22 protein-coding genes are annotated in these 24,031 nt (G+C 24.6%); all 22 read left to right on the forward strand.

Annotated features, from left to right (window positions below):
* The first annotated feature begins 1 nt into the window (after position 1).
* The 22 genes from AYC60_RS04225 to AYC60_RS04330 all read left to right on the forward strand — a co-directional run bounded on the left by AYC60_RS04225 (position 2) and on the right by AYC60_RS04330 (position 24,012).
* Positions 2-4,858, forward strand: coding sequence for an OmpA family protein (locus AYC60_RS04225; RefSeq protein WP_067321639.1), 4,857 nt, complete (start codon positions 2-4; stop codon positions 4,856-4,858).
* Positions 4,859-5,252: 394 nt separating this feature from the next.
* Positions 5,253-5,642, forward strand: coding sequence for a hypothetical protein (locus AYC60_RS04230; RefSeq protein ID WP_067321641.1), 390 nt, complete (start codon positions 5,253-5,255; stop codon positions 5,640-5,642).
* A gap of 3 nt (positions 5,643-5,645) precedes the next feature.
* Positions 5,646-6,293, forward strand: a complete 648-nt coding sequence (locus AYC60_RS04235) for a hypothetical protein (protein WP_067321644.1) — start codon at positions 5,646-5,648, stop codon at positions 6,291-6,293.
* Between the two features lies 1 nt (position 6,294).
* The gene (locus tag AYC60_RS04240; RefSeq protein WP_067321647.1) at positions 6,295-7,149 is read left to right on the forward strand and encodes a hypothetical protein; all 855 of its coding nucleotides are present in this window, start codon (positions 6,295-6,297) and stop codon (positions 7,147-7,149) included.
* Between the two features lies 1 nt (position 7,150).
* Positions 7,151-7,393, forward strand: a complete 243-nt coding sequence (locus AYC60_RS04245; RefSeq protein ID WP_067321650.1) for a VirB3 family type IV secretion system protein — start codon at positions 7,151-7,153, stop codon at positions 7,391-7,393.
* A 14-nt stretch (positions 7,394-7,407) separates the two neighbouring features.
* Positions 7,408-9,954, forward strand: coding sequence for a VirB4 family type IV secretion/conjugal transfer ATPase (locus AYC60_RS04250; protein WP_067321653.1), 2,547 nt, complete (start codon positions 7,408-7,410; stop codon positions 9,952-9,954).
* Position 9,955: 1 nt separating this feature from the next.
* Positions 9,956-11,035, forward strand: a complete 1,080-nt coding sequence (locus tag AYC60_RS04255; protein ID WP_067321655.1) for a hypothetical protein — start codon at positions 9,956-9,958, stop codon at positions 11,033-11,035.
* Positions 11,036-11,045: 10 nt separating this feature from the next.
* The gene (locus tag AYC60_RS04260; protein ID WP_067321657.1) at positions 11,046-12,644 is read left to right on the forward strand and encodes a type IV secretion system protein; all 1,599 of its coding nucleotides are present in this window, start codon (positions 11,046-11,048) and stop codon (positions 12,642-12,644) included.
* 72 nt (positions 12,645-12,716) lie between these two features.
* Positions 12,717-13,013 carry a hypothetical protein gene (locus AYC60_RS04265; protein WP_067321660.1) on the forward strand — a complete coding sequence of 99 codons (297 nt, stop codon included), beginning with the start codon at positions 12,717-12,719 and terminating at the stop codon, positions 13,011-13,013.
* Positions 13,014-13,314: 301 nt separating this feature from the next.
* Positions 13,315-13,773 (forward strand): hypothetical protein, encoded by a 459-nt coding sequence (locus AYC60_RS04270; protein WP_067321662.1) that lies wholly within the window; start codon positions 13,315-13,317, stop codon positions 13,771-13,773.
* A 3-nt stretch (positions 13,774-13,776) separates the two neighbouring features.
* Positions 13,777-14,379, forward strand: coding sequence for a hypothetical protein (locus AYC60_RS04275; RefSeq protein ID WP_067321664.1), 603 nt, complete (start codon positions 13,777-13,779; stop codon positions 14,377-14,379).
* Positions 14,380-14,588: 209 nt separating this feature from the next.
* Positions 14,589-15,680 carry a MuF-C-terminal domain-containing protein gene (locus tag AYC60_RS04280; protein WP_067321667.1) on the forward strand — a complete coding sequence of 364 codons (1,092 nt, stop codon included), beginning with the start codon at positions 14,589-14,591 and terminating at the stop codon, positions 15,678-15,680.
* A gap of 14 nt (positions 15,681-15,694) precedes the next feature.
* On the forward strand, positions 15,695-16,783 hold the full coding sequence (locus AYC60_RS04285; RefSeq protein WP_067321670.1) for a BspA family leucine-rich repeat surface protein: 1,089 nt from the start codon (positions 15,695-15,697) through the stop codon (positions 16,781-16,783).
* 59 nt (positions 16,784-16,842) lie between these two features.
* The gene (locus tag AYC60_RS04290; protein ID WP_067321673.1) at positions 16,843-18,219 is read left to right on the forward strand and encodes an NlpC/P60 family protein; all 1,377 of its coding nucleotides are present in this window, start codon (positions 16,843-16,845) and stop codon (positions 18,217-18,219) included.
* A 10-nt stretch (positions 18,220-18,229) separates the two neighbouring features.
* Entirely contained in the window at positions 18,230-18,694 is a 465-nt protein-coding gene (lepB, locus tag AYC60_RS04295) for a signal peptidase I (protein WP_067321675.1), read from the forward strand.
* Positions 18,691-18,987, forward strand: a complete 297-nt coding sequence (locus AYC60_RS04300) for a conjugal transfer protein TraD (RefSeq protein WP_067321678.1) — start codon at positions 18,691-18,693, stop codon at positions 18,985-18,987. The genes lepB and AYC60_RS04300 overlap by 4 nt, the downstream gene beginning before the upstream one ends.
* Entirely contained in the window at positions 18,980-19,429 is a 450-nt protein-coding gene (locus AYC60_RS04305; RefSeq protein WP_067321680.1) for a thrombospondin type 3 repeat-containing protein, read from the forward strand. Before AYC60_RS04300 ends, AYC60_RS04305 begins: the two co-directional genes overlap by 8 nt.
* Positions 19,430-19,437: 8 nt before the next feature.
* Positions 19,438-19,947 carry a hypothetical protein gene (locus AYC60_RS04310; protein WP_067321683.1) on the forward strand — a complete coding sequence of 170 codons (510 nt, stop codon included), beginning with the start codon at positions 19,438-19,440 and terminating at the stop codon, positions 19,945-19,947.
* 3 nt (positions 19,948-19,950) lie between these two features.
* Complete coding sequence (locus tag AYC60_RS04315) at positions 19,951-21,249, forward strand: hypothetical protein (RefSeq protein ID WP_067321686.1); 1,299 nt, start codon at positions 19,951-19,953, stop codon at positions 21,247-21,249.
* A gap of 298 nt (positions 21,250-21,547) precedes the next feature.
* Positions 21,548-22,312 carry a PBECR4 domain-containing protein gene (locus AYC60_RS04320; RefSeq protein ID WP_067321689.1) on the forward strand — a complete coding sequence of 255 codons (765 nt, stop codon included), beginning with the start codon at positions 21,548-21,550 and terminating at the stop codon, positions 22,310-22,312.
* An 86-nt stretch (positions 22,313-22,398) separates the two neighbouring features.
* Positions 22,399-22,947, forward strand: coding sequence for a C40 family peptidase (locus tag AYC60_RS04325; protein ID WP_067321692.1), 549 nt, complete (start codon positions 22,399-22,401; stop codon positions 22,945-22,947).
* Complete coding sequence (locus AYC60_RS04330; RefSeq protein WP_067321695.1) at positions 22,948-24,012, forward strand: DUF3991 and toprim domain-containing protein; 1,065 nt, start codon at positions 22,948-22,950, stop codon at positions 24,010-24,012. It begins immediately after the preceding gene.
* Positions 24,013-24,031 lie beyond the last annotated feature (19 nt).

Below are 24,031 nucleotides of genomic sequence, written 5' to 3' on the forward strand. Positions count from 1 at the left end.
TATGGAAAATAAAAAAATTAAAATGTTAAAAAATTGCTTAAAGAAAAAAATTAAGGTTACTAAAGGATTGATGATAGCTTTTTTAATTACTGGAATATTTTCTTTTTCAAAAGATGTTGATTTTCATAATTACATAATAAGAATAAATGACACTAATACAATTTATGAATTTATAGATAAAGAAACTAATTTTTCCCCATTATCTTTGGATTTAACTAGAATTAATAATGATTTAAAAGTTTTATTCGAAAGTAGGAGAGATTTAGGTGAATATATTATTGAAAATTTTTATGATGGTAATAAAAAAAAGTTAATAGGACTTTCGGAAGATGGCCGTTACTATAGATATGGTAGTGAGGTTGGAAGTGAGGATTATGATTATAATAATTTTAAAAATAATGATTTTGGTCATTTTGTTGCTAGTACCGATGGTGATGGTGTTGTTGGTGATGTTGCTGTTGCTGGAGGAGGAGTTTCTGGTGGTTCACATGGTGATAGTACAAATGGTGGTACGAATGGAAATACCATTTCTAAAGAACAAAATTTTTATTTTAATTTAAAAAATAAAGAAAATTTAGTGAAGGTAAATAAAGAGAATACAATAGAATTTATTGATGGGAAAGGAACAACAGCAACAGTAACACCAACTGATAATGGTGCTACGGTTAAATACGATGTTAATGTTGATGGTTCAACTATATATATAGGAAATGATGGTAAATTAAAAGCTAATATTCCAAATATAAGTAATGGTGATACTATCGGATATGATTATGTTGTAGATGGTGAAAATACTAAATTAATTTTAGGAAAAGAAATGAAACAGTTTATTAATGGAACAGAAAATTATTTAAATAGTGTTTTTAAAAATCCTGATAGAATTGAAAATGATTTTTTAAATGATAGTGATATTCCTGAAAATGTTAGAAATGAAGTTAGAAAAATTGTTATAGATAATAAAGAACTTTTAAATAAAGTTAAAAGTGGAAATTATACTGAAAATGAATTTGATGAATTATATTATAAAATGGGGGAAATGTGGAGGTCTATTAATGATTGGAGGAGAAATAGTGAAAATTCAAACATAGATATTGTTAAAAATTATAGAGATGTTTTTGATATAGAAATTGGGGAAACTGGGGTTACTACTAACACAAATACTGATATTTCCATAAAAATTGATAATTTAAGTGATGGATTAATTAATGAAACCTCAAAAGAAGCAATTAATGGATCTCAATTACATTCTATTGCTAAAGCAAGTAGTACAGATATTGATGTAAATGCATGGAGAAACAAATTAGGTATTACTGATAATGTGGCTACTCCTACTAACATTAACATCAAAGCAGGTGATACTACTAAAGCTATTACTGATGGTAATACTGTTGAATACATTAATGGTAGTGGAACAACAGCATCAGTAACACCAACTGATAATGGTGCTACGGTTAAATACGATGTTAATGTTGATGGTTCTACTTTAACTATTAATGATAGTAATAAATTATCTGTTAATATAGATGGTACTACTTTAAAAATTGGAGAAGATGGGAAAATAAAAGCTGATTTAGATGGATATGCTAAAACTGATGGTTCTAATATTAAGGGTGAAGATAAAACATCATTCATAACTAATCTAAATGATGGATTTAATTTAACAAATCCTACTGGGGCTGTTGCTACTGATAGAGATTTAAAAGATTTAGGTGATGCTAAATTAAATGTTGATGCTAATAATTTAACTGATAATGGTAAAACTAATTTAGTTACTAAATTGTCTGATGGTTCAAGTTTAGATAAGCCAACAGGAGCACTTGTTACAGATACTATTGTAAAAGATAAATTAGATACTAAAGCAGATAAAGATGCAAGTAATATAAATGGAACTGATTTAACTGCTTGGAGAGATAAATTAAATAGTGGTATTAGTTTAGAAAATCCAACTGGGGCTTTAGTTAAAGATAGTGACTTAAAAAATGCATTAGGAGATAAATTAAATACAGACTTATCTAATTTTGACAATACTAAAGTCGATGCTGCAGGTAAAACTAAATTAATAACAGCATTAAATGATGGATTTAATTTAGATACACCAAGTGGTGCAGTAGCGACTGATAGAGATTTAAAAGCTGGTTTAGCTGGTAAGTTAAGTGATGGAGATATAACTAATAATTACTTAACAGGTAAATTAACTAAAGGTAATGTAGTTAGTTCAACACTTACTTTAACTAATAACGAGGGTAGAATACTAGGTGCCGATGATTTAACTATAGAATTAAAAAATTCAACAGTAGGATTTAATCACTTAGATAAAAACTTACAAGATTTAATTAATTCTAAAGGTACTGGAAATGGAACAGCAACTAATATAAATATTAAAGCTGGAGATATTACTAAAGCTATTACTGATGGAAATACTATTGAATATATTAATGGTAAAGGAACTATAGCAACAGTAACATCTACAGATAATGGAGCTACTGTTAAATATGATGTTAATGTTGATGGAACAACTCTTATTATTGGAGAAGATGGTAAGGTTAAAGCTAATTTAGATGGTTATGCTAAAATAGATGGTTCAAATATAACAGGTAATGATAAAACTTCATTTATTAATAATTTAAATGATGGATTTAATTTAACTAATCCTACTGGAGCTGTTGCCACAGATAGAGATTTAAAAGTTTTAGGTGATGGAAAAGCAGACATTAATTTAAATAATATTACAACAATTGGTGATAAAGGTAAAGAAAAATTAAAAGAAGCATTAATAACAGGAAATTTAGATAACCCTACAGGTAACTTAGTTACTGACACGGATATAAAAGAAAAATTAGATACCAAAGCTAATAAAGATGCTTCAAATATAAGTGGAACTGATTTAACTGCTTGGAGAGATAAATTAAACTCAGGGGTTAATTTAGAAACTCCAACAGGTGCATTAGTTAAAGATAGTGACTTAAAAAATGCATTAGGAGATAAATTAAACACTAATTTATCTAACTTTGACAATACTAAAGTCGATGCTACAGGTAAAACTAAATTAATAACAGCATTAAATGATGGATTTAATATTTCTAATCCAACAGGTGCAGTAGCAACTGATAGGGATTTAAAATCTCTTGGGGATGGTAAATTAAATGTTGATGCTGATAATTTATCTGATACAGGAAAAACTAATTTAGTTACTAAATTAAGTGATGGTTCTAATTTAGATAATCCTACTGGTGTATTAGTAACAGACACTGCTGTTAAAGCTAAACTTGATGATAAAGCTAATAAAGATGCTTCAAATATAAGTGGAACTGATTTAACTGCTTGGAGAGATAAATTAAACTCAGGTATTAATTTAGAAACTCCAACAGGTGCATTAGTTAAAGATAGTGACTTAAAAAATGCATTGGGAGATAAATTAAATATAGATGCAGATAATTTAACAGATAAAGGTACTACTAATTTAGTTAATAAATTAAGTAATGGTGCTGATATTAATAATCCAACTAACAAGTTAGTAACTGATACTATGTTAAAACCTATTTTAGAAGATAAATTAAACACTAATTTATCTAATTTTGACAATACTAAAGTCGATGCTGCAGGTAAAACTAAATTAATAACAGCATTAAATGATGGATTTAATTTAGATACACCAAGTGGTGCAGTAGCGACTGATAGAGATTTAAAAGCTGGTTTAGCTGGTAAGTTAAGTGATGGAGATATAACTAATAATTACTTAACAGGTAAATTAACTAAAGGTAATGTTGTTTCTAATACTATTACTATTACTAATGGAAATGAAAGAGTTTTAGGAAGTGAAGATTTAAGACTTGAAATTTCCGATGGAGCTATTACTAAAGATAAATTAGCTAATGATCTGAAAAATGAAATTGATGCTAAAGCTAATAAGGATGCTTCTAACTTAAATGATGGGGATGTTTCTAAATGGAGAGATAAACTGGGTATTAATGATAATGGTAATAACGAATTTACTGAAAAAGATGGGGCTATTACTTATAATAATGGTGGATCAACAGGATTTAGAATTGGTAATGTTAGCACACCTATTTATTTAAATGATGCATCTAATAAAAAATATGTAGATGATAAGTTTAATGATTTAAATAATAAACTTAATGCAGCTAATGCTGGAGTAGCTTCTGCACTTGCTACAGCTTCAACACTTAAAAACTGGGGTAATGGTAAACATACTATTTCTGGATCTTTAGGATATTATGAAAAAACTGTTGCTGGAGCTATTGCTTATTCAACTCATCACAAAAATTTTGGGTTCTTAGCTAATGCTTCATTTAATAGTGAGAAAAAATTTGGAGCTGGACTTGGAATGTCTTATACATTTGGTGTTGAAGAAGAAAATAAAGATGTAATAAATGTTGTAGCACCTGCACTTGCTGGTGATAATGATGAAAGAATCAAAGAACTTGAAAATCAGAATAAAGAACTTGCAGATAAATTAAATGATTTAATGGCATATGTTAAAAATATAAAAGTAAGTAAAGGAGATACATATGTTAATGATTTTGAGTCTTATATTATTTCTGGTTTTGATTCTGATAAATATTTCTTAAAATCTCATATGAAACAACAACTTGATGAAATTGCTAAAAAATCTGTCGGTAGAGAAATTATTGTTGTTGGATTTACTGATACGGATGGGTCTGATAAATATAATTTAACCCTAGGATTAAATAGAGCTAATACGGTTAAAGAGTATTTAGAAGCTAAAGGTGTTCAAGTTAAACAAACTAGAACTGCTGGATTTAACGAAAATATTAGATTTAATAATTCTTCTAGCAATAAAGCATTAAATAGAAGGGTTGAAATATTTATTAAATAAGAGGTTGGGCTTTTGCCCTTCCTCACTCTATACTCAATATAGAGTGAATGCACAATGAAAATATGATATTTATATAAATCTAGTCTTGATTATTTGATAAATAAACAGTATAATATTACTGAGAAATGAGCTCAAAGGATGCAAGTATCCTTGTCTCGCTTAAGAGGTCAGAAATATTAAGGGCAGCGAAAACTTGTTACTGTTTAGATTTATCGGTAGACCTTAGCATAGGTGACATTAAATGTATGTTAAAAATCATTTATAAAGACTAGATTATTCTAGTCTTTTTTTGTTTTAGAAAGGTAATTTATGGAAGAAAAAACATATATAGCACAAGAAATAATCAAATGGTATGAAAAATTTGATAATAATATCAAAAGAAAGCGAGGAACATATGAAATCTGAAATTATAAATAAATTTTTAGGAACTATTAATGGTGTTGAAATAACAAATGAAATTATTTATTACTCAACTGAATTTTTATTAGAACAAATTGAAAATAAATTTGGTGAAATATACAATAAAGAATTTGTTGAAGATTTATCAAATACAATTGAAACTATGTATTTGAAATATGATGAATTTAGTTTTTCTGATTTAGAAAATGAATTTTATTATTGCATTAAAAGAGCTGATAATTTTAATGATATTCAATTTGAATATTTTGGATTAGATTGGAAAATTACAGATTTAAATGAAAGTATTTCAGAAGGTAAATATACTGAAAATACTAAAGTAAATTGGAACAAAAAAGATAATATTGATAATGAAATGGAGAGATAATTTATGGAAAATAAAACAGCAAGAGATGTAGTTATAGAAAGTAGAAATAACGCAATATTAAATATAGCATATAACATAAATAAAATGGGATTTTTACCTAAAGTTGAAGATGATTTCAATTTTAGATCTGATAATAAATTAAGATTAATAGGACATATATTAAGAAATGGATTTAAAAAAGGATATTATGTTGATGAGAATTTTATTGAAGAAAATCAATTTACTATAAAAGAAGAACAATTTCCAATTATATTTGAATACTTAAAAGAAATTGATGAAGAAACAGGACAAAAATCATATAGATATTTTAAAAAATATAATGTAGAACAAATTAATGAAACTGAAAAAGCTATTGAAATATTAGAATCAAAAGAAAAATTAGAAAGAAAAAAATATAATTTAAGAAAAGAAAAAATAGAAGAATTTTTCAAAGAAAATAACTTTGATCTTCTTAATAGAATTTTATTTATAGGTATAGTAAGAATACTAACAGGAAAAGATATAAATTTTGGTGAAAAATATGAAAAAGAATATAAAGATGAATTAATTAAAATTGCTAAAGAAAATCCTGAATATATAAGAAATGCATTTATAGAAACAGATAGATTTGTAAGCAAATATTTTAAAGAAAATGAATTAGAGGTGAAATAATATGAAAAAATCAATACTTAGTGCTTTTTTAGGTTTAGTTTTATTATCTTGTACTGCAACTAAAGGGATGTTAAATGAAGAAAAAACACTATTAAATACATATCCTATTAGAAAAGCAAATGAAATAGATAGATTATATGTTAAAGATAAATTAGATTTAAGAAATAAAGAAATTAACTTATATCATATTAAAGATTTAAAAGTTGAGGGGATACCTAAGGTAAATTTAGATATAAATTATGAAAAAGGATTAATTGATTCATTCTTGATATATAAAGTAGAAGGTGACAAAATAATTTTATCTTTAAACAACTTAGGTGAGAATAAAACAATAAGAAAAGAAATGATATTTGCAAGAGTTCCTAAAGACTCAAAATTAAAATTCAAATTAGAGAATGAATATCAAGTAATTGATAACACTATTTTTGAAATAAAAGCTGTAGAAACAGATGAATATAGATGGTTTAAACTAGTTCCATTTTTCTTAGATGAAGATACTTTTGAAATTAAAGCAAAAGAAAACATTGAAAAGGAAACAAATATTGCTTTTTATGAAGATAATTTAATTTTAGAATTTAACAATATTAAAACTTTAAATAATGTCACATATAAAAATACTGAAGCAAAACTTGGAAAAGGAAAATCAATTAAAGGGTATGGACAACCTGGTTCTGAAATAATGTTAGATTTTGATGATTTTAGAATAAATACTTTAGTAAATTCAGATGGAAAATGGTCAACAATTATTCCTAATTCATATTCTGGAAATCTAAAAATTTATCAAAAAACTATAGTTAAAGGTAAAACTATATATACTGAAGCTAACATGAATATTGATAGAAGAAATGGAGAATAATATGAAAAAATTACCCGTATATAAAGGAATTATGGAAAATAAAACAGCATTTGGTATTCCAGTAGGTGCTTATACATATATTTTGGGATTTGGATTACTTTTATATATGTTGTTAAGAACTTTTTTAATAATAATTCCAGTTATAATATTATTCATAATTTTAAAGATTGTATCAAGAAAAGATTCAAAATTTTTATCTGTTTTCTTTATTAATCTATTCCATAGTAAATATTATGGATTTTAGGAAAGGAGTTGAATATGCTTAATCAAATACTAAATAACTATAAAAAATCATATAAGTTTTTTATTCCTTTTGAATCTTTAGTTGAAGATGGAATAATTTTAAACAAAAACAGTGGTTTTCAATCAACATTTAAAATTAGATTTTATGATCTAGATTATTTAAGTGCTGATGATGTAAATACAATAAATGATAGATTAAATAATGCATATAAAAGGTTACCAGATGGTTTTTCTATACATTTTGAAGTACAAAGAAATAAAAGCGATAAATATCCTACAAAAAATTTAAAAGGAAAACCATACCCAACTAGAATAATAGATAAAATAAGAGAAAATTCAGTTACTAAAGAAACTTTTTATCAAACTGAATATTATATCACTCTTACATACATAATGAATAATGATAGTACAGAAAAAATTACAGTATTATTAAATAAATTTACTAATTTGTTTAGTAAAAACAGAATACAAGAAGAAACTAAAGAAGAGTTAATGAAAATATATAAGAATGAACTTAAAGAATTTAAAGATCAAGTAACGATGTTTATAGAACAATTAAAAACAGCTGCAATTAGTGCAGATATTTTAAAAGGAGAAGAATTACTAGGTTATTTATATACAGCAATTAATATGGATAAAAGAGAAAAAATAAAAGTTCCAAAAGATAATTCAGTCTTGCTTGATGAATATTTAACAGTGTCTACATTATCTAATGGAGAATATACTAAAATTAATGATGAATATGTAAAAGTAGTTACTATAAATATATTTCCAGATCAAGTTACTCAAAGGATATTTAATCAATTAGAAAGTTTAAATTTTGAATATAGATATGTAACTAGATATATAATGCTTAGTCGTGAAGAAGCAATTAATATATTAAAAAGCTTTAAAGTATACTTTTCAGCGAAAGTTAAAACTTTGGCACAATGGATAATAGAAATAAAAAATGGACAAGAGGTTCAAAATATTGATTATACAGCATTAGATAAAGTTGATGAAGCTGATTATGCACTAAATGAAGCTAAAACAGGATCATTAGCATATGGTTATTATACTTTTTCATTTATAATAAAAGATAAGGATATAGAAAATCTGGATAAAAAAATAAATGAAGTTAGAAGAATACTTAACTTTTATGATTTCATAGCTGGTGAAGATAGATATAATACATTAGATTCAATATTTGGATCAATACCAGGAAATATTGTTAATAATATAAGAAGATCACCTATGAATACATATTTATTATCTGCATTACTTCCAATGTCTTCTCTTTATACTGGAAATAAAATAAATAATCATTTAAAAGATGTTGCTTTATTTACAACTAAAACTGAAAAAGAGTTATTCTATATGAATTTACATAATAAAGATATTGGTCATAGTTTAATTATAGGTCCTACTGGAGCTGGAAAATCATTTTTATTAAGTATGATAGCAACTAATTTCTTAAAATATGAAGGAAAAATAATTAAAGATGGGAGAGAAATTATAAAACCAGCACAAGTATTCTTTTTTGATAAAGATGCTTCAAGTAGAGTACTTACATATACCTCTGGTGGAAAATTCTATGATTTAGGAAAAAGAGAAATTGCATTCCAGCCATTAAAAAATATACATATAAGTAATGAAAAAGAATGGGCTTTAGGATGGATAATTTCAATACTTGAGCAAGAAGGAATCCCTTACGATGCTACTACGAGAAATATAGTAGAACAATCATTAGAATCACTAGCAACTGCTAGAGAAGAAAGTAGAACTCTATCAAATTTAAAGACATATATAGCTTCTCGTTCAAAAGTAATTGCACAAGCATTAGAATCATATTGTGGTGAAAATGTTTATGGTGAATATTTTGATAATAATGTAGATAATATAACTACTAATAATTTTATTACTTTTGAAATGGGAGATGTTATTTCTAAACCTAAAGTAATAGCACCGCTGCTTGATTATATTTTCCATAAAATAGAAACAGAAAAACTAGATGGGACACCTACTTTATTACTTTTAGATGAATGTTGGATATTCTTAAAAAATAAAAAAATGAGAGATAAAATAAATGAGTGGTTAAAAGTATTAAGAAAGAAAAATACATCTGTTGTTTTTGCAACACAATCATTAGCTGAAATTGCTGATTCACCTATATTTTCAGCTATAGTAGATGCTTGTAAAACTAGTATTTTCTTGCCAAATGAAAAAGCTATGAGTACATGGCTTGAATTATACAAAAAATTTAACTTAACAGAAAAAGAAATACAAGAAATAAATGATGCAATAATGAAACATGATTACTTTGTTAAAACTACTGAAGGATCAAGATTATTCCAGTTAAATCCATCTGATTTAGAAATAGCTTATTTAGGAGCATCTACAAGTAATGATCAAAATACTATAATCAATCTAAAAAATAGAATTGATGAGGAAGTATTAAGTGATAGCGATAAAGTACAACTATTAAATAAAGAGTGGATAAAACATAAACATAATCTTGGAGAAATAAGTATTGGGACAATTAATCAAATAAGAGATATATTAAATGAAAAGGAGATAAAGTAATATGAAAATGAAAATTTTAGGTTTAATGGCTTTACTTGTGATGTGTAGCACTATTTCTAGTGCTGATTTAACAGAAAGATTTAAAATTATTTCAGAATCTATTGAAGTTTCTGAAAATAAATCAAATGATGAAAATAAAAATTCAAATTATGAAGCATTAAAAATTTTAGATCCAAAAGCGTATGAACGTTTAAAAAAAGAAGAAAATATTAGAAAGAATAGTAATGCTACTAGTTTTAGCAATTTCATAAATAGTAACAGTGATACATTTGATATAAATAAAATGATGGATGATATGGATAATTATTATGAAGCATTTAATAATATTACTGACCAAGCTTTTGGTGCTGTTTCTGCTGTAGGAGATGCTTTATCTGCAGCTTTATCTGTTGGTGGTATGTTCCCGACACTTGGGGGAATTTCTACAGCAGGAAATACTATTCAAGCAATGTTACAAAAGGCATTAATGATGAAAAATAGGGTAGATCAATTGAAACAATATAAAAGATACATAGATCAAATTAAAAATTTAGGTAAAACTGATGTAAAGAAAATAGGAGATATTTTAAATGTTTTAGGTTCAGTTGAAGGATTAGTTAGAGATGGTAATGGTTTAGTTGATATGACTAAAAGCATTGCAGAAGATATTAATAATGCAGATTTATCAACTGCTGAAGGGTGGGAACTGTTATTAACTGGAAATAAAAAAGTATTAAATGAAAATGATAAAGCATATAAAAAGGTTACTAAAGATGTTGAAGTAAGTTTAGATGCTATTAAAAAGGCTAGAGAAAATCTTAAAAGAATAAAACCAAAAAATGAAGTACAAAATCTACAAGTAATTTCATCACAAATGGATATATTAATTACATCTTTAGAAAAATTAATAGATAGTCAATCAGCACATGCTGCTGCTACTATTCAGGAACAAAATAAGGAAATGGAAAAAGACATAGCAGCTAAGGAAACAAAAAAAGGTGAAGCTGAAAAGCTACAAAAAGATATTGAGAAAGCAAATCAAAATGTAAAACAAATAAAATTAGGAAATAAATTTGTTGGATCTGTTAATGGGAATAGATAGGTGATAAATTATGATTAATAATTTTGTACAAATATTTGCTGATATGTTATCAAACGGAGTATTAAAAACTGTGAATATAGTATTAGGTATTATGAGTATAATTGCAGCTATAGACTTTGTTTTATCATTTATTTTTGAATATGCTGCTGATTTTATGTCTTTTGTTAAGGTATTTCTTACTAAAATATTCAAATATGCAATATTTTTTGTTATAGCTAAGCTATATGTACCAATTACAGATGAATTTGTAAATATAATATTTAGAGTAGGTTACTTGTTTTTCCCAGAGGGTAAAACACCTTCTGGGAAGATAGGGCTTCCAAATTTTGATGAAATTTATGAATTTTTATTTAGTGGAATCACTAGAATTAGAGGAGATTGGGCTAAACTTAGTTGGTATCAAATGGGAGCACAACTTGTATATGTAATTATAGTAATAGTCGCATTTATAGCAATCTTTTTAATAATAAAAGAAATAATAGTTAATTTCGTTGAAATTAAGATTACTATAGCACTTGGAGTTTTACTATTACCATTTAATGTATTTGAATATACTAGAAGTATGGGAGCTAAACTATGGAATGCATTATTAAATTCTGCAGGTAAACTATTAGTTGCAATTTCACTTACTGGAGTTACATTACAAATACTACAAAATAACATTTTTGAATCTAATGGTGAAGTTGAAATAGGTAATGCACTAGCATGGACTTTTCTACTAGGATTATGTGCATATCTAGTAACTAATTCAAGAGAATTAGGTGGTATGTTAATTAATGGTACGGGTAGTGGTAATGCTAATAACATTATAGGTCAAGCTATGGGACTTGCTGTTGGTGGAGCACTTGGAGCTGTTGGTGGGGCTGTTGTTGGGGGTTCTGCTATGAGAGGAGCACTTGCTAAAGGAACTTTAGCTGCTAAAGGTGGTAAGAATTTTAGAGGTATAATGAAAGCTGCAAGAGAAGGAATGAAAGAAGGAGCTGCTATTGCTAAAAGTAGTAGAATTGCTAAGGTTGGTTCTAAACTTGCACGTGGAGCACAAAATACAGTTGGATATGCTACAGGTAATAGAAGTGTCATGAATGCTATGAGTGATATTTGGGGAGCTACTGCAGGTACGATATCAGATCAAATTATGCATGATGGAGAAAAATTAGCACAAAATAAAGAAAATATGTTATTTGATGATCCAGGAGAAGCGAAAGATTATGTAAACTCTTATCAAAGAGTTAAAGATGCTATAAAAGAAGCTAGAAACTCATTTAATAAACCAAATGAAGTTGGAGAAATGCCTCGTGGTAATTTACAAAAATATAGAGAAGCATTTAAAGAATTTAGAAAACAAATGAACGATCCTAAAGCTAAGGATAGAGCTTTTGAAAAAGCATCAAGAATTGCTAAAGAAAAAAGAGAAATACATAATACTAGAAAAGAATATATGGATGAAAGAAGATATAACCCTAATACATTTAGTAAAGATGGTAGAAGAGTTAAAAAAGATATTTGGAATGAAGAAATTGGTAAAGATATTTTAGAAAAGAGAAGAAGTGAAAGTAATAGTAAATATAATAATAAAGAACAAAATGAAATTAATGATGAAAAATATTAATAAACTCTTGTAAAATCTCTGTTTTTATGGTATAATAAAGTATAAATAAAACATGTTTTAGAGGTGATTTTTATGGATTATTTAGAAATGTGTAGAATTGCAGATAATGCTGTTCGTAATGCAGGTTCTAATTCATATCAACCTGATTTAAATAATTTTGTTTCAGATAAAAGGTTTAAGTCTTTTGTTAATGGAACTAAAGAACAAGTGTATTCTCTTCATGATGAAGATAAAAGATTACAAGGTGAACTTGATGAAGTTAAACAAATGATGCAATCTATAATTAATGAAAACAAAGAACTTAAATTAGAAATTGAAAAGTTGAAACAAGAAAAGCAACACAAAGATTATTATAGTTTAGATCTATAATATTCACTATATATTTATATAGAGTGATTGTATTAATAGTAAATAATATATTTATGGGGATTTAAAAATAAAGATACATATATATTCTAGCATGGATATAATTTAAAATGCTTCTTTATAAACTTTAAATATATTAACAGACTAAAAGTAAAATTTTAGTTATAAAAAATTTATATAATGTTTTATGGGATACTGATTTAATTAGCATATTAGATCATAAGGTACTCATGCCAGTCAGCGAGCTGGTGTGGGTACCTTTTTCTTTTTTTACAGGAAAAATTTTATAGAAAGAGGTATTAATATGGAAAAAAAATTTGAGTTGTATGGTTATAAATCAAAAGTTGAATCTGAAAATGCTGTTACAGGTATGAAAAGGATTAAAACTGAAATTGGATTACTTGAAGAAATTAAATCATTTTCAAATGATTTATTAGAAAAACCTATTGAAATTAGGAGATTAAATGAAAATGTACGTTTTTTTAGATGGAGTTGTGGTGTTGGTTATGATGTTATTGATACAGATTTGTTAGGTGGATATAGTGATGGATCTATGAAACGTGTTTTTGAAAGTTATAGAGATTATAAAAAAACTCATAGTGAAGTAGATTTAAATAGATTAGAAAATTATATTGATGATTTTAATGAATATCATCCTAATGATAAGATTTCTAAAGAATATATAGAAAGAGAGAATAAAATTATAAATGATTATAAAAAATGGGATAAAAAAGAAAATAAAGATATGGATATGGAGAGATAATTTATGGATAATAAAGAAAAACTAATTGAAATGCTTGAAAATAATTTATATAGAATGAATAATGATAGTTTTGATAAAAAAGATTTATTAAGTTCATTAATATCTTTTATTGATGATGAACTAAAAAATAGTATTGATGAAAGAGCTATTGCAGAATTAGATGAATATTTAGAATATATAGAACAAGATATAATTGATGGAGATATAGAAAGTTCATATGAATTAGCTGAAAGAGTATTTGAAAACGCGAGAATGGATGGTAGTTTGACACTTAGTACATATTGGGCTGAAAGAGAACTATATTCAAAATATTCTTTAGAAGAAATTACTGAATTATCGAATGAATATAATATTACAAGTGCAGAAACATTACATGTATTATCAACTGAAAATGCCTTGAAAGATTTAATACAAGAAAAGATTGATAATTCAACTTTTTCTAAATTAGATGATAATGAAATATTATTACATTCAGTATATGAATTACTTATAGAAAATGGTTATGAATTAAGTGAATTTTCACAACAAAAATTAAATGAATTAAAAGATAAAGAATTTCCCAGATGGAACAAAAAAGATAATATAGAAAATGATTTAGAAAGATAAATTTTAAAATAAAAAAGAAGCCCTCTGTCTTGACACGGTCCAATTCCGTAAAGGAAGCAGCTTCTTTAGATATATTATACTTTAAAATTAAAATTAATTCAAGAAAAAAAGAAAGCCTCTGACTTGACACGCTCCAATTGCGTAAAGTGAAGTACTTTCTTTAATATATTATAACTTAAAAAATAAAAAAAATCAAGAGGAGAATAAAAATGAATATTTTTTTAGAAAAATATAAGGATGAAAATGGAATTTTAATTCCCTTCTATAAACAATTGTTGGAATTTGAATATGGACTTAAAGACTTTTATTTTCCATTTTTAGTAAATGAAAATAGTAATAAATTAGAGTATGCAAATATTGATAATAATCCATTGATAATTAATGTATCGACAATACAAAAATTAAAACAAAAACATAAATTAGATTTAAATTTTATGATTAATATAGATAAGATTGTTGAAAACTCAATCTTTGCGATTGATTCATTAAATAGAGAAGACTCAAAAGTATTTATTCCTGGTATAAAAAATAAAAATGATAATAGTATTATTTTTACGGTTGCTAATAATAAATTGTATAAACATAATACAGTAAATGAAATCACAAGTATGTATGATAAAAAGAATTTAACAAATTTAATACGTAGAACAATGGATGAAGGAAAGAAAATATATATTAATCCAGAAAAAGAACACGATTTTATTAATGGTATTGATTTAGATATTGATGATTTAAAAACTAAATTTATTATTTCTAAAATACATAATAATGAAATTGAAAATATAAAATCATTTGATTTTAATAATTTTGATAAGTATAAATACTTAAAAAATAAGATTGAATATAATTTGTTAAATAAAAAAAGTAATACAATTAATGGAATAGATTTTAAAGATGAATTTGTTAAAAAAGATTTTGAAACTTTTTTCAAAAAAATAGCATTAACAGATATTGAACAAAAATGGGATTTGAATTATTTAAATAAAGAAAATGAAGTTAATTTTTACAATGTAGATATAGATAATGAAAATTTCAAAATGTCTTTTGATCCTGAAAAATGGACCAAAAAAATATACATAAATAATGAGTTGGTTTATGAAAAAGAAATTTATGAAATGACAATAAATAATGAAATAGTAAATCCAAATCTAATATTATCTTTTATGGATAGAGAAAAAATACAAAAATTTACTATAGATAAACTAGATGAAATATTTAATGAAAAAAAATCTATTTTAGTTGAAGAACCTAAATATAATTGGAAGAAAAAAGATAATATAGATAAAGAGTTTGAGAGATAAAAGGAGTATTAGTTATGAATAATTTTATTTATAAACCAAATAATAAAGAGGAATTAATTGAATTAATTAATAATGAGAATATTTTTTTAGGTGATATTGATACAAGTGAAATATACGACATGTCTAATTTATTTTATGAATCAAAAAGAGAAAATTTTAAAGGTATTGAAAAGTGGGATGTTTCTAATGTTCAAGATATGGAAGGTATGTTTAAAAATTCTAATTTTAATGGGGATATCTCAGGTTGGGATACTTCTAATGTTCAATATATGAGTGAAATGTTTTCATATTCTGATTTTAATGGGGATATATCAAGTTGGGATGTCTCTAATGTTGAAGATATGGAAGGTATGTTTAAAAATTCTAAATTTAATGGGGATATTTCTAAATGGGATGTGTCGAATGTTTATGATTTTTGTAGTATGTTTTATGGTTCAGATTTTAATCAAAATATAAATGAATGGGAAATTAATCCTAATGCTGAATTTGCTTATATATTTGAAGAATCGAAATTTAATCAACCTCTTGATAAATGGATTGAAAAAACTGGTTATTTTAAATTTTATAGTAATGAATTAATAAATAATTTTGATTTAAAAGAATATGTAATGAAAAATATACCTGATTCTTTTTCACCTGAGGGATATTACAAAACTGAAATTTATGATGTTGATGAAAAAATTTTAAAAAATTTTATACGTGATGACTATAATCTTTTATATTTAGCTGAAGATAATATTTTTAATAAAGATGAATTTGAAAACACTGTTTTAAAAGATGTATATGAGCATTTATTTACTAATGAATATAATGTTTATGGACTTGAAGAAATGCTAGAAAAATTTAAAAATGCTGTTGGAGTTGATACTTATAATTTATCATTAATTAGAGCTGGTGTAGTTGATAGCAAAGATAATCACGATAAGAGTATTGTAGTAAATGATATATCTAAAATAATGGATAAAGGATTCTCTGTTGGTGTTGATTTAGAAAGAGCAAAAGAAGATTTTAGAGAATGTTTTGATACTTTTTACCAAATTAATAAAATTAAAACCAATGGATGGAATAAAAAACAAGATCAAAGTAAAGATTTTGAAAGATAAACTTCACTCTATATTCAATATAGAGTGAAAATATAAATAAAACAAAGAGAGGTGAGAAAATGAAAAAATATATTTTAATTTTAATGATTTTTATGATAGGAATTATTGGCTTTTCAGCACCTACAAGAGAAGAAATTGTAAGAGCAGCACAAATAGAAGCAAGTAAGGGATATAAGTATGGTTATGGTTCAAAAGGAGAAAATGGGCTTATAGATTGTTCAGGATTTATTAGTAATACATTTAAAAGAGTAGGAATAGATAGTATGGTAGATTCTAAAGGATATGCAAATTCTGGAAGGGCAAAGGATGTAGGTTCAGTAAGACCAGGAGATTTAATATATATGCCACCAAAAACACCAAATGGACCGTCACATATAATGATGGTCGTATCAAATAACCCATTAAAGGTTGCAGATTCAGCTGGGGGTATTGGTTCATCGGTGAGAAATGTTAACTTAGAAAAATTAAAAGAAATAGGAGCAATTGGAATTGATTATGATTCAATCATAAGTGGTGTTAAAGGAAATAAATTAACATATAACAACAATAACGTAGACTGGAGTACAGGATCTACAGATGGTTCTTCAGGTAATTATGGTAGTTCATCATTAATAAATTATGCACCATCTGTTGAATATGATTGGGATGGATTTGCTACAACTTTATCATTATTAATGGAAAATGGATTAAAAAAATTAGAAAAAGTTGGAATTACAATTTTATCTTTATTATTTGCTATTCAACTTGTAGTTGATTTATACACTGTATATGCAACATTTAATTTAATAGAATTTAGTAAAAAATTCTTTAAAAGATTACTTACATTTTCATTGTACTTATTTGCTATCAAAAAAATAATAGATGGTACAGTATTTAAAGTAGTAGAAGAGATGTCATATAACTTATTACAAAAAATAACTGATAGTGGTGGAGTAGAAAAAATATCTAATATATGGCAAATAAAAGAAAAAATAACATTAAATGTATGGACTGCAATATCTGAAATGTGGGGATATGGTTCATTTTTACCGAATGAATTTGCACAAGATTTAGTAGTTACAATAATTTTAATAGCAATAATATTTTTCTTAAATTTAGCATTCTTTATGATGATGTTAAATCTATTTAAAGCATTGATTAGTTTTAAGATAGTACTTGGATTATCAACAATTTTATTACCATTTGGTATTACAGATACAACAAAAGAATACTACAACATAGGTAAAGTATTATCAATGGCATTAAATTTTGCTGTTAAACTTATTTCTATTAACTTTATAGCATTAATTATAACAAAAACATTAACTAGTAATGATTCAATACTAAATTTTGCTGTAAGTGATATGCCAAGCATATTTTCATCAGGATTTGTAGCATATTTAGTATTAATTGGTGTAATGTATCATTTAATTACTAGAGTAGAAATTAATTTTTAGGTGAAATAACATGAAATACATAAAAAGAATTTGTTTAACTGTATTTATATTAATAATTCTTATATTTTCAAATATAAAGATAAATATAAGCGAATCATCACCTATAGGAATATATTTAATAAATAGATTTTCGAAGACATATAAAAAAGGTGATTATATTATATACAAAATTAATGATAAATACAGGCAATATATAAAAACCAATCAATCAAAACTAGATACAGTAAAACAAATAAAAGGTATTAAAGGTGATGAAATAGAATATATAGATAATTATTTATATATAAATAAAGAAAAAATTGCTGAAATTATTTATGATATAGAAATAAATGCAAAACAAAAATATACAATTCCAGAAAATGAAGTATTAACTATAGGAGAAGTTGATGAATCTATTGATGGAAGATATTACGGAACAATTAAAGAAAAGGATATTAAATACAAAGTGTATTTAATTTATAGGTTTAAAAGATGAAGAAATTAGAAAATATGATAGTGCAACTTATAAAAGAACAAAGAAAAGAAAAAAATATAAAAAATAATAAAGAAAAGTTATCAAGAAAAGAAAGAGCACATAAACTAATTCAATTAGGGACTTTATTTATGATACTTGAAGTAGATGAAGAAGATCATGATTTATTAATAGGATTACTTATGAATTACTATAATTTATCTGATGAGGAAAAAGAAAAATTAAGACAAAAAGGTGAAGCTTTTAGGATTGAAAGAGCAAAAATGTTAGAAGAGGAGAAAGAAAAAAATGGATAGTAGAAATAGAAATTTAATGGATGCGAACTTATTTGAAAGGGCTGATGCTTTAGCATCAATAAAAAACAAAAGATTATATGATATACAGACTGAAGACTTTATAAAAATACTTTATTCTTTTTTAGAAAGATTAGAGGCATTAAGAGATAAATTAAAACCAATATCAGTTGAACAAAAAGAAATGAAAAATTCAATTGAAGAAATTATTGAAAGTCTTGAAAAAACAATTGAAATACAAAAAGAAAGAACTGAAAAAGAGATTAACAATGAATTATTAAGAGATACAGACTTGGATGGATTAAGTGATAGAGAAGAATTAAGAAATGGATTAGATCCATTTGATAGAGATACTGATAGAGATGGTATATATGATAGAGATGATATTAATCCAAAAGAAGCTGATAATAGAATAAAACAAAGAACTAAAGATTCAATTTTTTAGGTGATTTTATGGATAATTTAGATACATTAAAACAAAAAGTTATAGAATGGTTAGAACAAGAATATGAGGAAAGCTATACACTAGAATATATAAATGAAGAAATTGATAAAAATAATGGATTAATTGGTATAGCTTATACCATAGATAGTTTTGATTTAGATGAAGAATTTGAGATAGAAGTAAAATTAGATATTAATAATTTATCATTAATTACATACATTGATGGAGAAGTACTTGAAACAATAGAATATGAAAATATTCAAAATTTAATAGATGAATTAAAATATTCTACTTTTGAAGATATTGTTAGAATTGATCCCGAGTCATATTTTAATTTAAGAATGGGAATTAATAATAATCATAATGATTTAATTTTTTTAGATGAAAATGGACAAATTAAAAATCAAAACTTTGATGAAAAAAATAAAGTTACAATTCAAAATTTAATTGATGAATATGTAAATAATGATTGGAATAATAAAGAAAATAAAAATAAAGAAATTGAAAGGGAAAGATAATTTATGGCTAAAAAAGCAATAAAAGTAGGAAAAATTTTTGTAATAACTGATGAAATACCAAATATAGAATTAGATAATACAGGTATGGAAGTAGAAGTTGATGGAAACAAATATGAAATATTTAAAGGATATTCATATAATGATAGTAAAAAAATTGATAATTATATTGATCAAAACAATTTAAAGGAATATAGAATTGATGATTATAAGGTAATTGATAAAGATTTGGGTAAAAAAATAATGTCATTCTTAAGGGAAAATCATCATATAGATAAAGATGGAGCTATTAATTATTTTTGGGATTATAATGATATTATAACTGCTGAATATGCTTTAAATGTAATTAAAGAAAGAAGGATTAATAATTACGAACAATTTAATATAGAATTAGAAGAATATTTAGAAGAAACAAACGTTGATATGAGTTGGGAATATAGAAATCAAGTAATTAATGAAATTTTAGATAATTTTGATGAAGATGAATTATGTGAATACTTTGAAATTAATGATTATGATTTAAGAGATACTATTGAGGATTTTATGTTAGATAACGGAATATTTTTTTCATGGAATCTAAAAGAGGCTAGATTTGAAGATATTCCATTTCAAATTGTTCTAAGTGAAGAAAACTATTTAGAGGATGATTGGTGGCAACTTACACCTTTTCAAACTGGATATGATGAATATACTAAAGGAGATTTTAATCCTGATAACATTGAAATTAATCAAGATTTAATAGATTTTGTAAAAAATCAAGAATCTGATTTACATGTAAATAAACATAACACTCTAGGCTTTTTACTTCAATCACAAGGATATGATTTAAAAGATTTGTATGATGAAAATAAAATAAATAATTCAAAATTTTTAAAAACAGTTAAAGAAGAACTTTGTAATTATTACTCTGAACTCTCAGGATGTTCTATTACATTTGCAGGAAAAACAGATATTCAAAATTATTTTGAAATAATAGATAATCGTTCATTAAATATAGTTATTTCAAAAGAAGCATCTGTTGGTTTTGTAAATTTTGTACATGGATCAGGATGCTCTATGAACATAGAACTTGAAAAAGATGCTGTTATACCAAAGGAAAACATTTTAAATATTAATTATAATTATGATTATAATGTAGATTCTATTTTTGGTTATGATTTACCTGAAGTAAATATTGGAGCAAGTAATGAAATAGTGAATTATAAGGAAACTAATTTTGAAAATCTAATATATGAAATTCAGGAAATTGATAAAAATAAAAAATGGGATAAAAAAGATAATATAGAAAATGAAATTGAAAGATAATTCACTCTATATTCAATATAGAGTGAATAGTACTATGAAAATTGAATAATATATTATAAATTTAGTCTTGATTATTTGATAAATTAACGGTATAATATTATTGAGAAATGAGCTCAAAGGATGCGAGAAATCCTTGTCCCAGCTAAGGGGTCTGAAATATTAGAATCAGCGAAGCTCGTTACCGTTTATATTTGTCGGTAGACCTTAGCATAGGTGAGGTTGTATAACTAAAAATATGTTAAAAATCATTTATAAAGACTAGATTATTCTAGTCTTTTTTGTTTTAGAAAGGATTTTTATGAATAATGAGACATATAAGGTTCAAGAAATTTTAAATAATATGAAAAAATATAAAAATATTAATATATTAATAAAAGGGGAAACTAAAAAATTTGATATTATATTTGATCAAAAAAATGTTCCTCATTTATTAGGACTTCAGTATATTAATGAAAATAAAAAAGATAAAACTGGCAATGAATTATTAAATCATGTAAAATCTAAAGGTTTTTCAGATCAAGAAATTTTACAAAAAGTAGAAAAATATTATGGTGTTTTACAAATGATAAGAGTTGAAAATAGGATAAACTCTTTTGAAGATTTTATAAATAATTTAGAAAAAGGAATTATAGTTGAAAAAACTTTAGAAAAAGGTGAAATGAATGTTAATTATTTAATTGTTCAATCAAAAAATAATAAATTTTATCATTTAGGTATTCTTTCATGTAATATTGGTGAAATGTTTGAAAATTTTGATGAAATTGATGAAAAAATACAAAACGATATTATTAAAACATATTTTACACAAAAAAATATAAAATATTTTGAAAATACTAAAATAATGGAATATATTGAAAATATTTCAATATATAATGATTCATTAGAAGATTATATTCCATTTTCATTTGATGATAACAAAAATAATGCTCTTATTGAAGAATATAAGAAAAATAAAGATTTTAATTACAAAGAGTTTTTAAAAAATTTTGAAAATAATGTTGTAAAAGAACAACAAATAAATTGGGGTAAAAAAGAAAATATTGAGAATGAAATTGAAAGGTAATTCACTCTATATTCAATATAGAGTGAATGTACTATGAAAATATATAAGATTATAACTAAAATAATCTAAAAATTCAAGGAGTAATTATGAAAAAAATTTTATTTTATATAATAATTAGTAATTTATCTTTTTCTTCAGGTTTAAGTTTTGTTAATAGAAATAATAATTTTAAACCACAAAATAACAAAACCATTAAAGAAAAAGTCATTGATGAATTAAATATAAAAAACGATAAAGTATTTAAAGAAAATAAAAAGAATCAAAAAAAAATACTTATACTCAAAAAAGCTAAAGAATTAATGGGGAAAAAATATGTGTGGGGGGCAAAAGTTGGAGATTATAATAATTTTGATTGTTCTTCTTTTGTAAAAACTTTATATAAAGAAGCTGGTATTAATTTACCAAGAGTTAGTAAGGACCAATCAAAAATTGGTAAAAAGATACCTATAACCGAATTAGAAATTGGAGATTTAATTTTTTTTCACACACTAGGTAATTATGTTAGTCATGTAGGTATATATATAGGTAATAGTGAATTCATTCACGCTTCTAGTAAAGCTAAAAAAACAATAGTTAGCAAATTTGAAGGATATTATAAAGAGAAAGCAGTATTTGGAACAAGGTTAGGTATTTAAATGGAAATTAATACAAATAGAAATAATATAGAGTTAAAAGATATATTAGAGTATATGGGAGAAGAGATTATACCACATGGAAGAACATCATTTAAGTTAAGAAAACATGATTCTTTAATAATAAAAGTTAGTAAATTTTATTGGAACTCTAAAAATATGGGTGGAAATTATTTTTTACTTTTAAAAGAACTTTATGGATTTGATAATAAAAAAATATGGGATACTAGTCAAGCATTTTTAGATGCTGTAGAATATGGAGATTATATTCCTAATATAAAAATACATAATAAAGAACAGAAAGAATACAAAATATATGAGAGAAAAAATAGTTTAAATGAAATAAAAGATTATTTGTGTGAAAAAAGATGCATTGATCCTAAAATTGTAGAATCTTTATATCATAACAAATTATTATATATGGATTACAAAAAAAACATTATTTTTGTAATCAATGATTTAAAAGGTAATAAGATAGGGGAAGAAATTATTGGTACAGGAGAAATTAAATATAGGAGAAATACAAGTAATTCAAAAGGGTTTAATTTAACTAGAAGAAATGAAATTGAAAATAAAAATATAAATAACTTATATATTTTTGAGGGTACTATTGATATGCTGTCGTATATACAACTATTTCAAAAAGAAATTAATGAAAAATGGAAGGAAGAAAATATTAGATTTTTAACATTATCTGGGCTAAGAGAGGATATTTTAAATAGTTATCTAGATAATATTAAAAATATATATGTATGTATTGACAATGATACTGCAGGGGAAAATTTTTATAATACACTAAAAGATAAATTACCTAATTTAAATCTTATTAGAGAAAAATCAAAAGAAAAAGATTGGAATGAAGATCTTGTAAAAAAAGAATTAGAAAAAAGAGGAGTAAATATTGGGAAAGATGAAATTTTTAAAAATACTGATGGTGAATTTAGAGTAATTTCAAATAGTGTATCTTCTTTATTAAAAAATGATAATGTTGATATTGTATTAGATGAATTAAATATAGAAGATAAATGGAATAATAAAAATAAACAAAACAATGAAATTGAAAGATAACTCACTCTATACTCAATAT

The organism is Streptobacillus felis, from assembly GCF_001559775.1.
Classification (GTDB): domain Bacteria; phylum Fusobacteriota; class Fusobacteriia; order Fusobacteriales; family Leptotrichiaceae; genus Streptobacillus; species Streptobacillus felis.

Coding starts and splice junctions, on each gene's coding strand:
- AYC60_RS04225 (WP_067321639.1), top strand. CDS start 2: ATGGAAAATAAAAAAATTAAAATGTTAAAAAATTGCTTAAAGAAAAAA.
- AYC60_RS04230 (WP_067321641.1), top strand. CDS start 5,253: ATGAAATCTGAAATTATAAATAAATTTTTAGGAACTATTAATGGTGTT.
- AYC60_RS04235 (WP_067321644.1), top strand. CDS start 5,646: ATGGAAAATAAAACAGCAAGAGATGTAGTTATAGAAAGTAGAAATAAC.
- AYC60_RS04240 (WP_067321647.1), top strand. CDS start 6,295: ATGAAAAAATCAATACTTAGTGCTTTTTTAGGTTTAGTTTTATTATCT.
- AYC60_RS04245 (WP_067321650.1), top strand. CDS start 7,151: ATGAAAAAATTACCCGTATATAAAGGAATTATGGAAAATAAAACAGCA.
- AYC60_RS04250 (WP_067321653.1), top strand. CDS start 7,408: ATGCTTAATCAAATACTAAATAACTATAAAAAATCATATAAGTTTTTT.
- AYC60_RS04255 (WP_067321655.1), top strand. CDS start 9,956: ATGAAAATGAAAATTTTAGGTTTAATGGCTTTACTTGTGATGTGTAGC.
- AYC60_RS04260 (WP_067321657.1), top strand. CDS start 11,046: ATGATTAATAATTTTGTACAAATATTTGCTGATATGTTATCAAACGGA.
- AYC60_RS04265 (WP_067321660.1), top strand. CDS start 12,717: ATGGATTATTTAGAAATGTGTAGAATTGCAGATAATGCTGTTCGTAAT.
- AYC60_RS04270 (WP_067321662.1), top strand. CDS start 13,315: ATGGAAAAAAAATTTGAGTTGTATGGTTATAAATCAAAAGTTGAATCT.
- AYC60_RS04275 (WP_067321664.1), top strand. CDS start 13,777: ATGGATAATAAAGAAAAACTAATTGAAATGCTTGAAAATAATTTATAT.
- AYC60_RS04280 (WP_067321667.1), top strand. CDS start 14,589: ATGAATATTTTTTTAGAAAAATATAAGGATGAAAATGGAATTTTAATT.
- AYC60_RS04285 (WP_067321670.1), top strand. CDS start 15,695: ATGAATAATTTTATTTATAAACCAAATAATAAAGAGGAATTAATTGAA.
- AYC60_RS04290 (WP_067321673.1), top strand. CDS start 16,843: ATGAAAAAATATATTTTAATTTTAATGATTTTTATGATAGGAATTATT.
- lepB (WP_067321675.1), top strand. CDS start 18,230: ATGAAATACATAAAAAGAATTTGTTTAACTGTATTTATATTAATAATT.
- AYC60_RS04300 (WP_067321678.1), top strand. CDS start 18,691: ATGAAGAAATTAGAAAATATGATAGTGCAACTTATAAAAGAACAAAGA.
- AYC60_RS04305 (WP_067321680.1), top strand. CDS start 18,980: ATGGATAGTAGAAATAGAAATTTAATGGATGCGAACTTATTTGAAAGG.
- AYC60_RS04310 (WP_067321683.1), top strand. CDS start 19,438: ATGGATAATTTAGATACATTAAAACAAAAAGTTATAGAATGGTTAGAA.
- AYC60_RS04315 (WP_067321686.1), top strand. CDS start 19,951: ATGGCTAAAAAAGCAATAAAAGTAGGAAAAATTTTTGTAATAACTGAT.
- AYC60_RS04320 (WP_067321689.1), top strand. CDS start 21,548: ATGAATAATGAGACATATAAGGTTCAAGAAATTTTAAATAATATGAAA.
- AYC60_RS04325 (WP_067321692.1), top strand. CDS start 22,399: ATGAAAAAAATTTTATTTTATATAATAATTAGTAATTTATCTTTTTCT.
- AYC60_RS04330 (WP_067321695.1), top strand. CDS start 22,948: ATGGAAATTAATACAAATAGAAATAATATAGAGTTAAAAGATATATTA.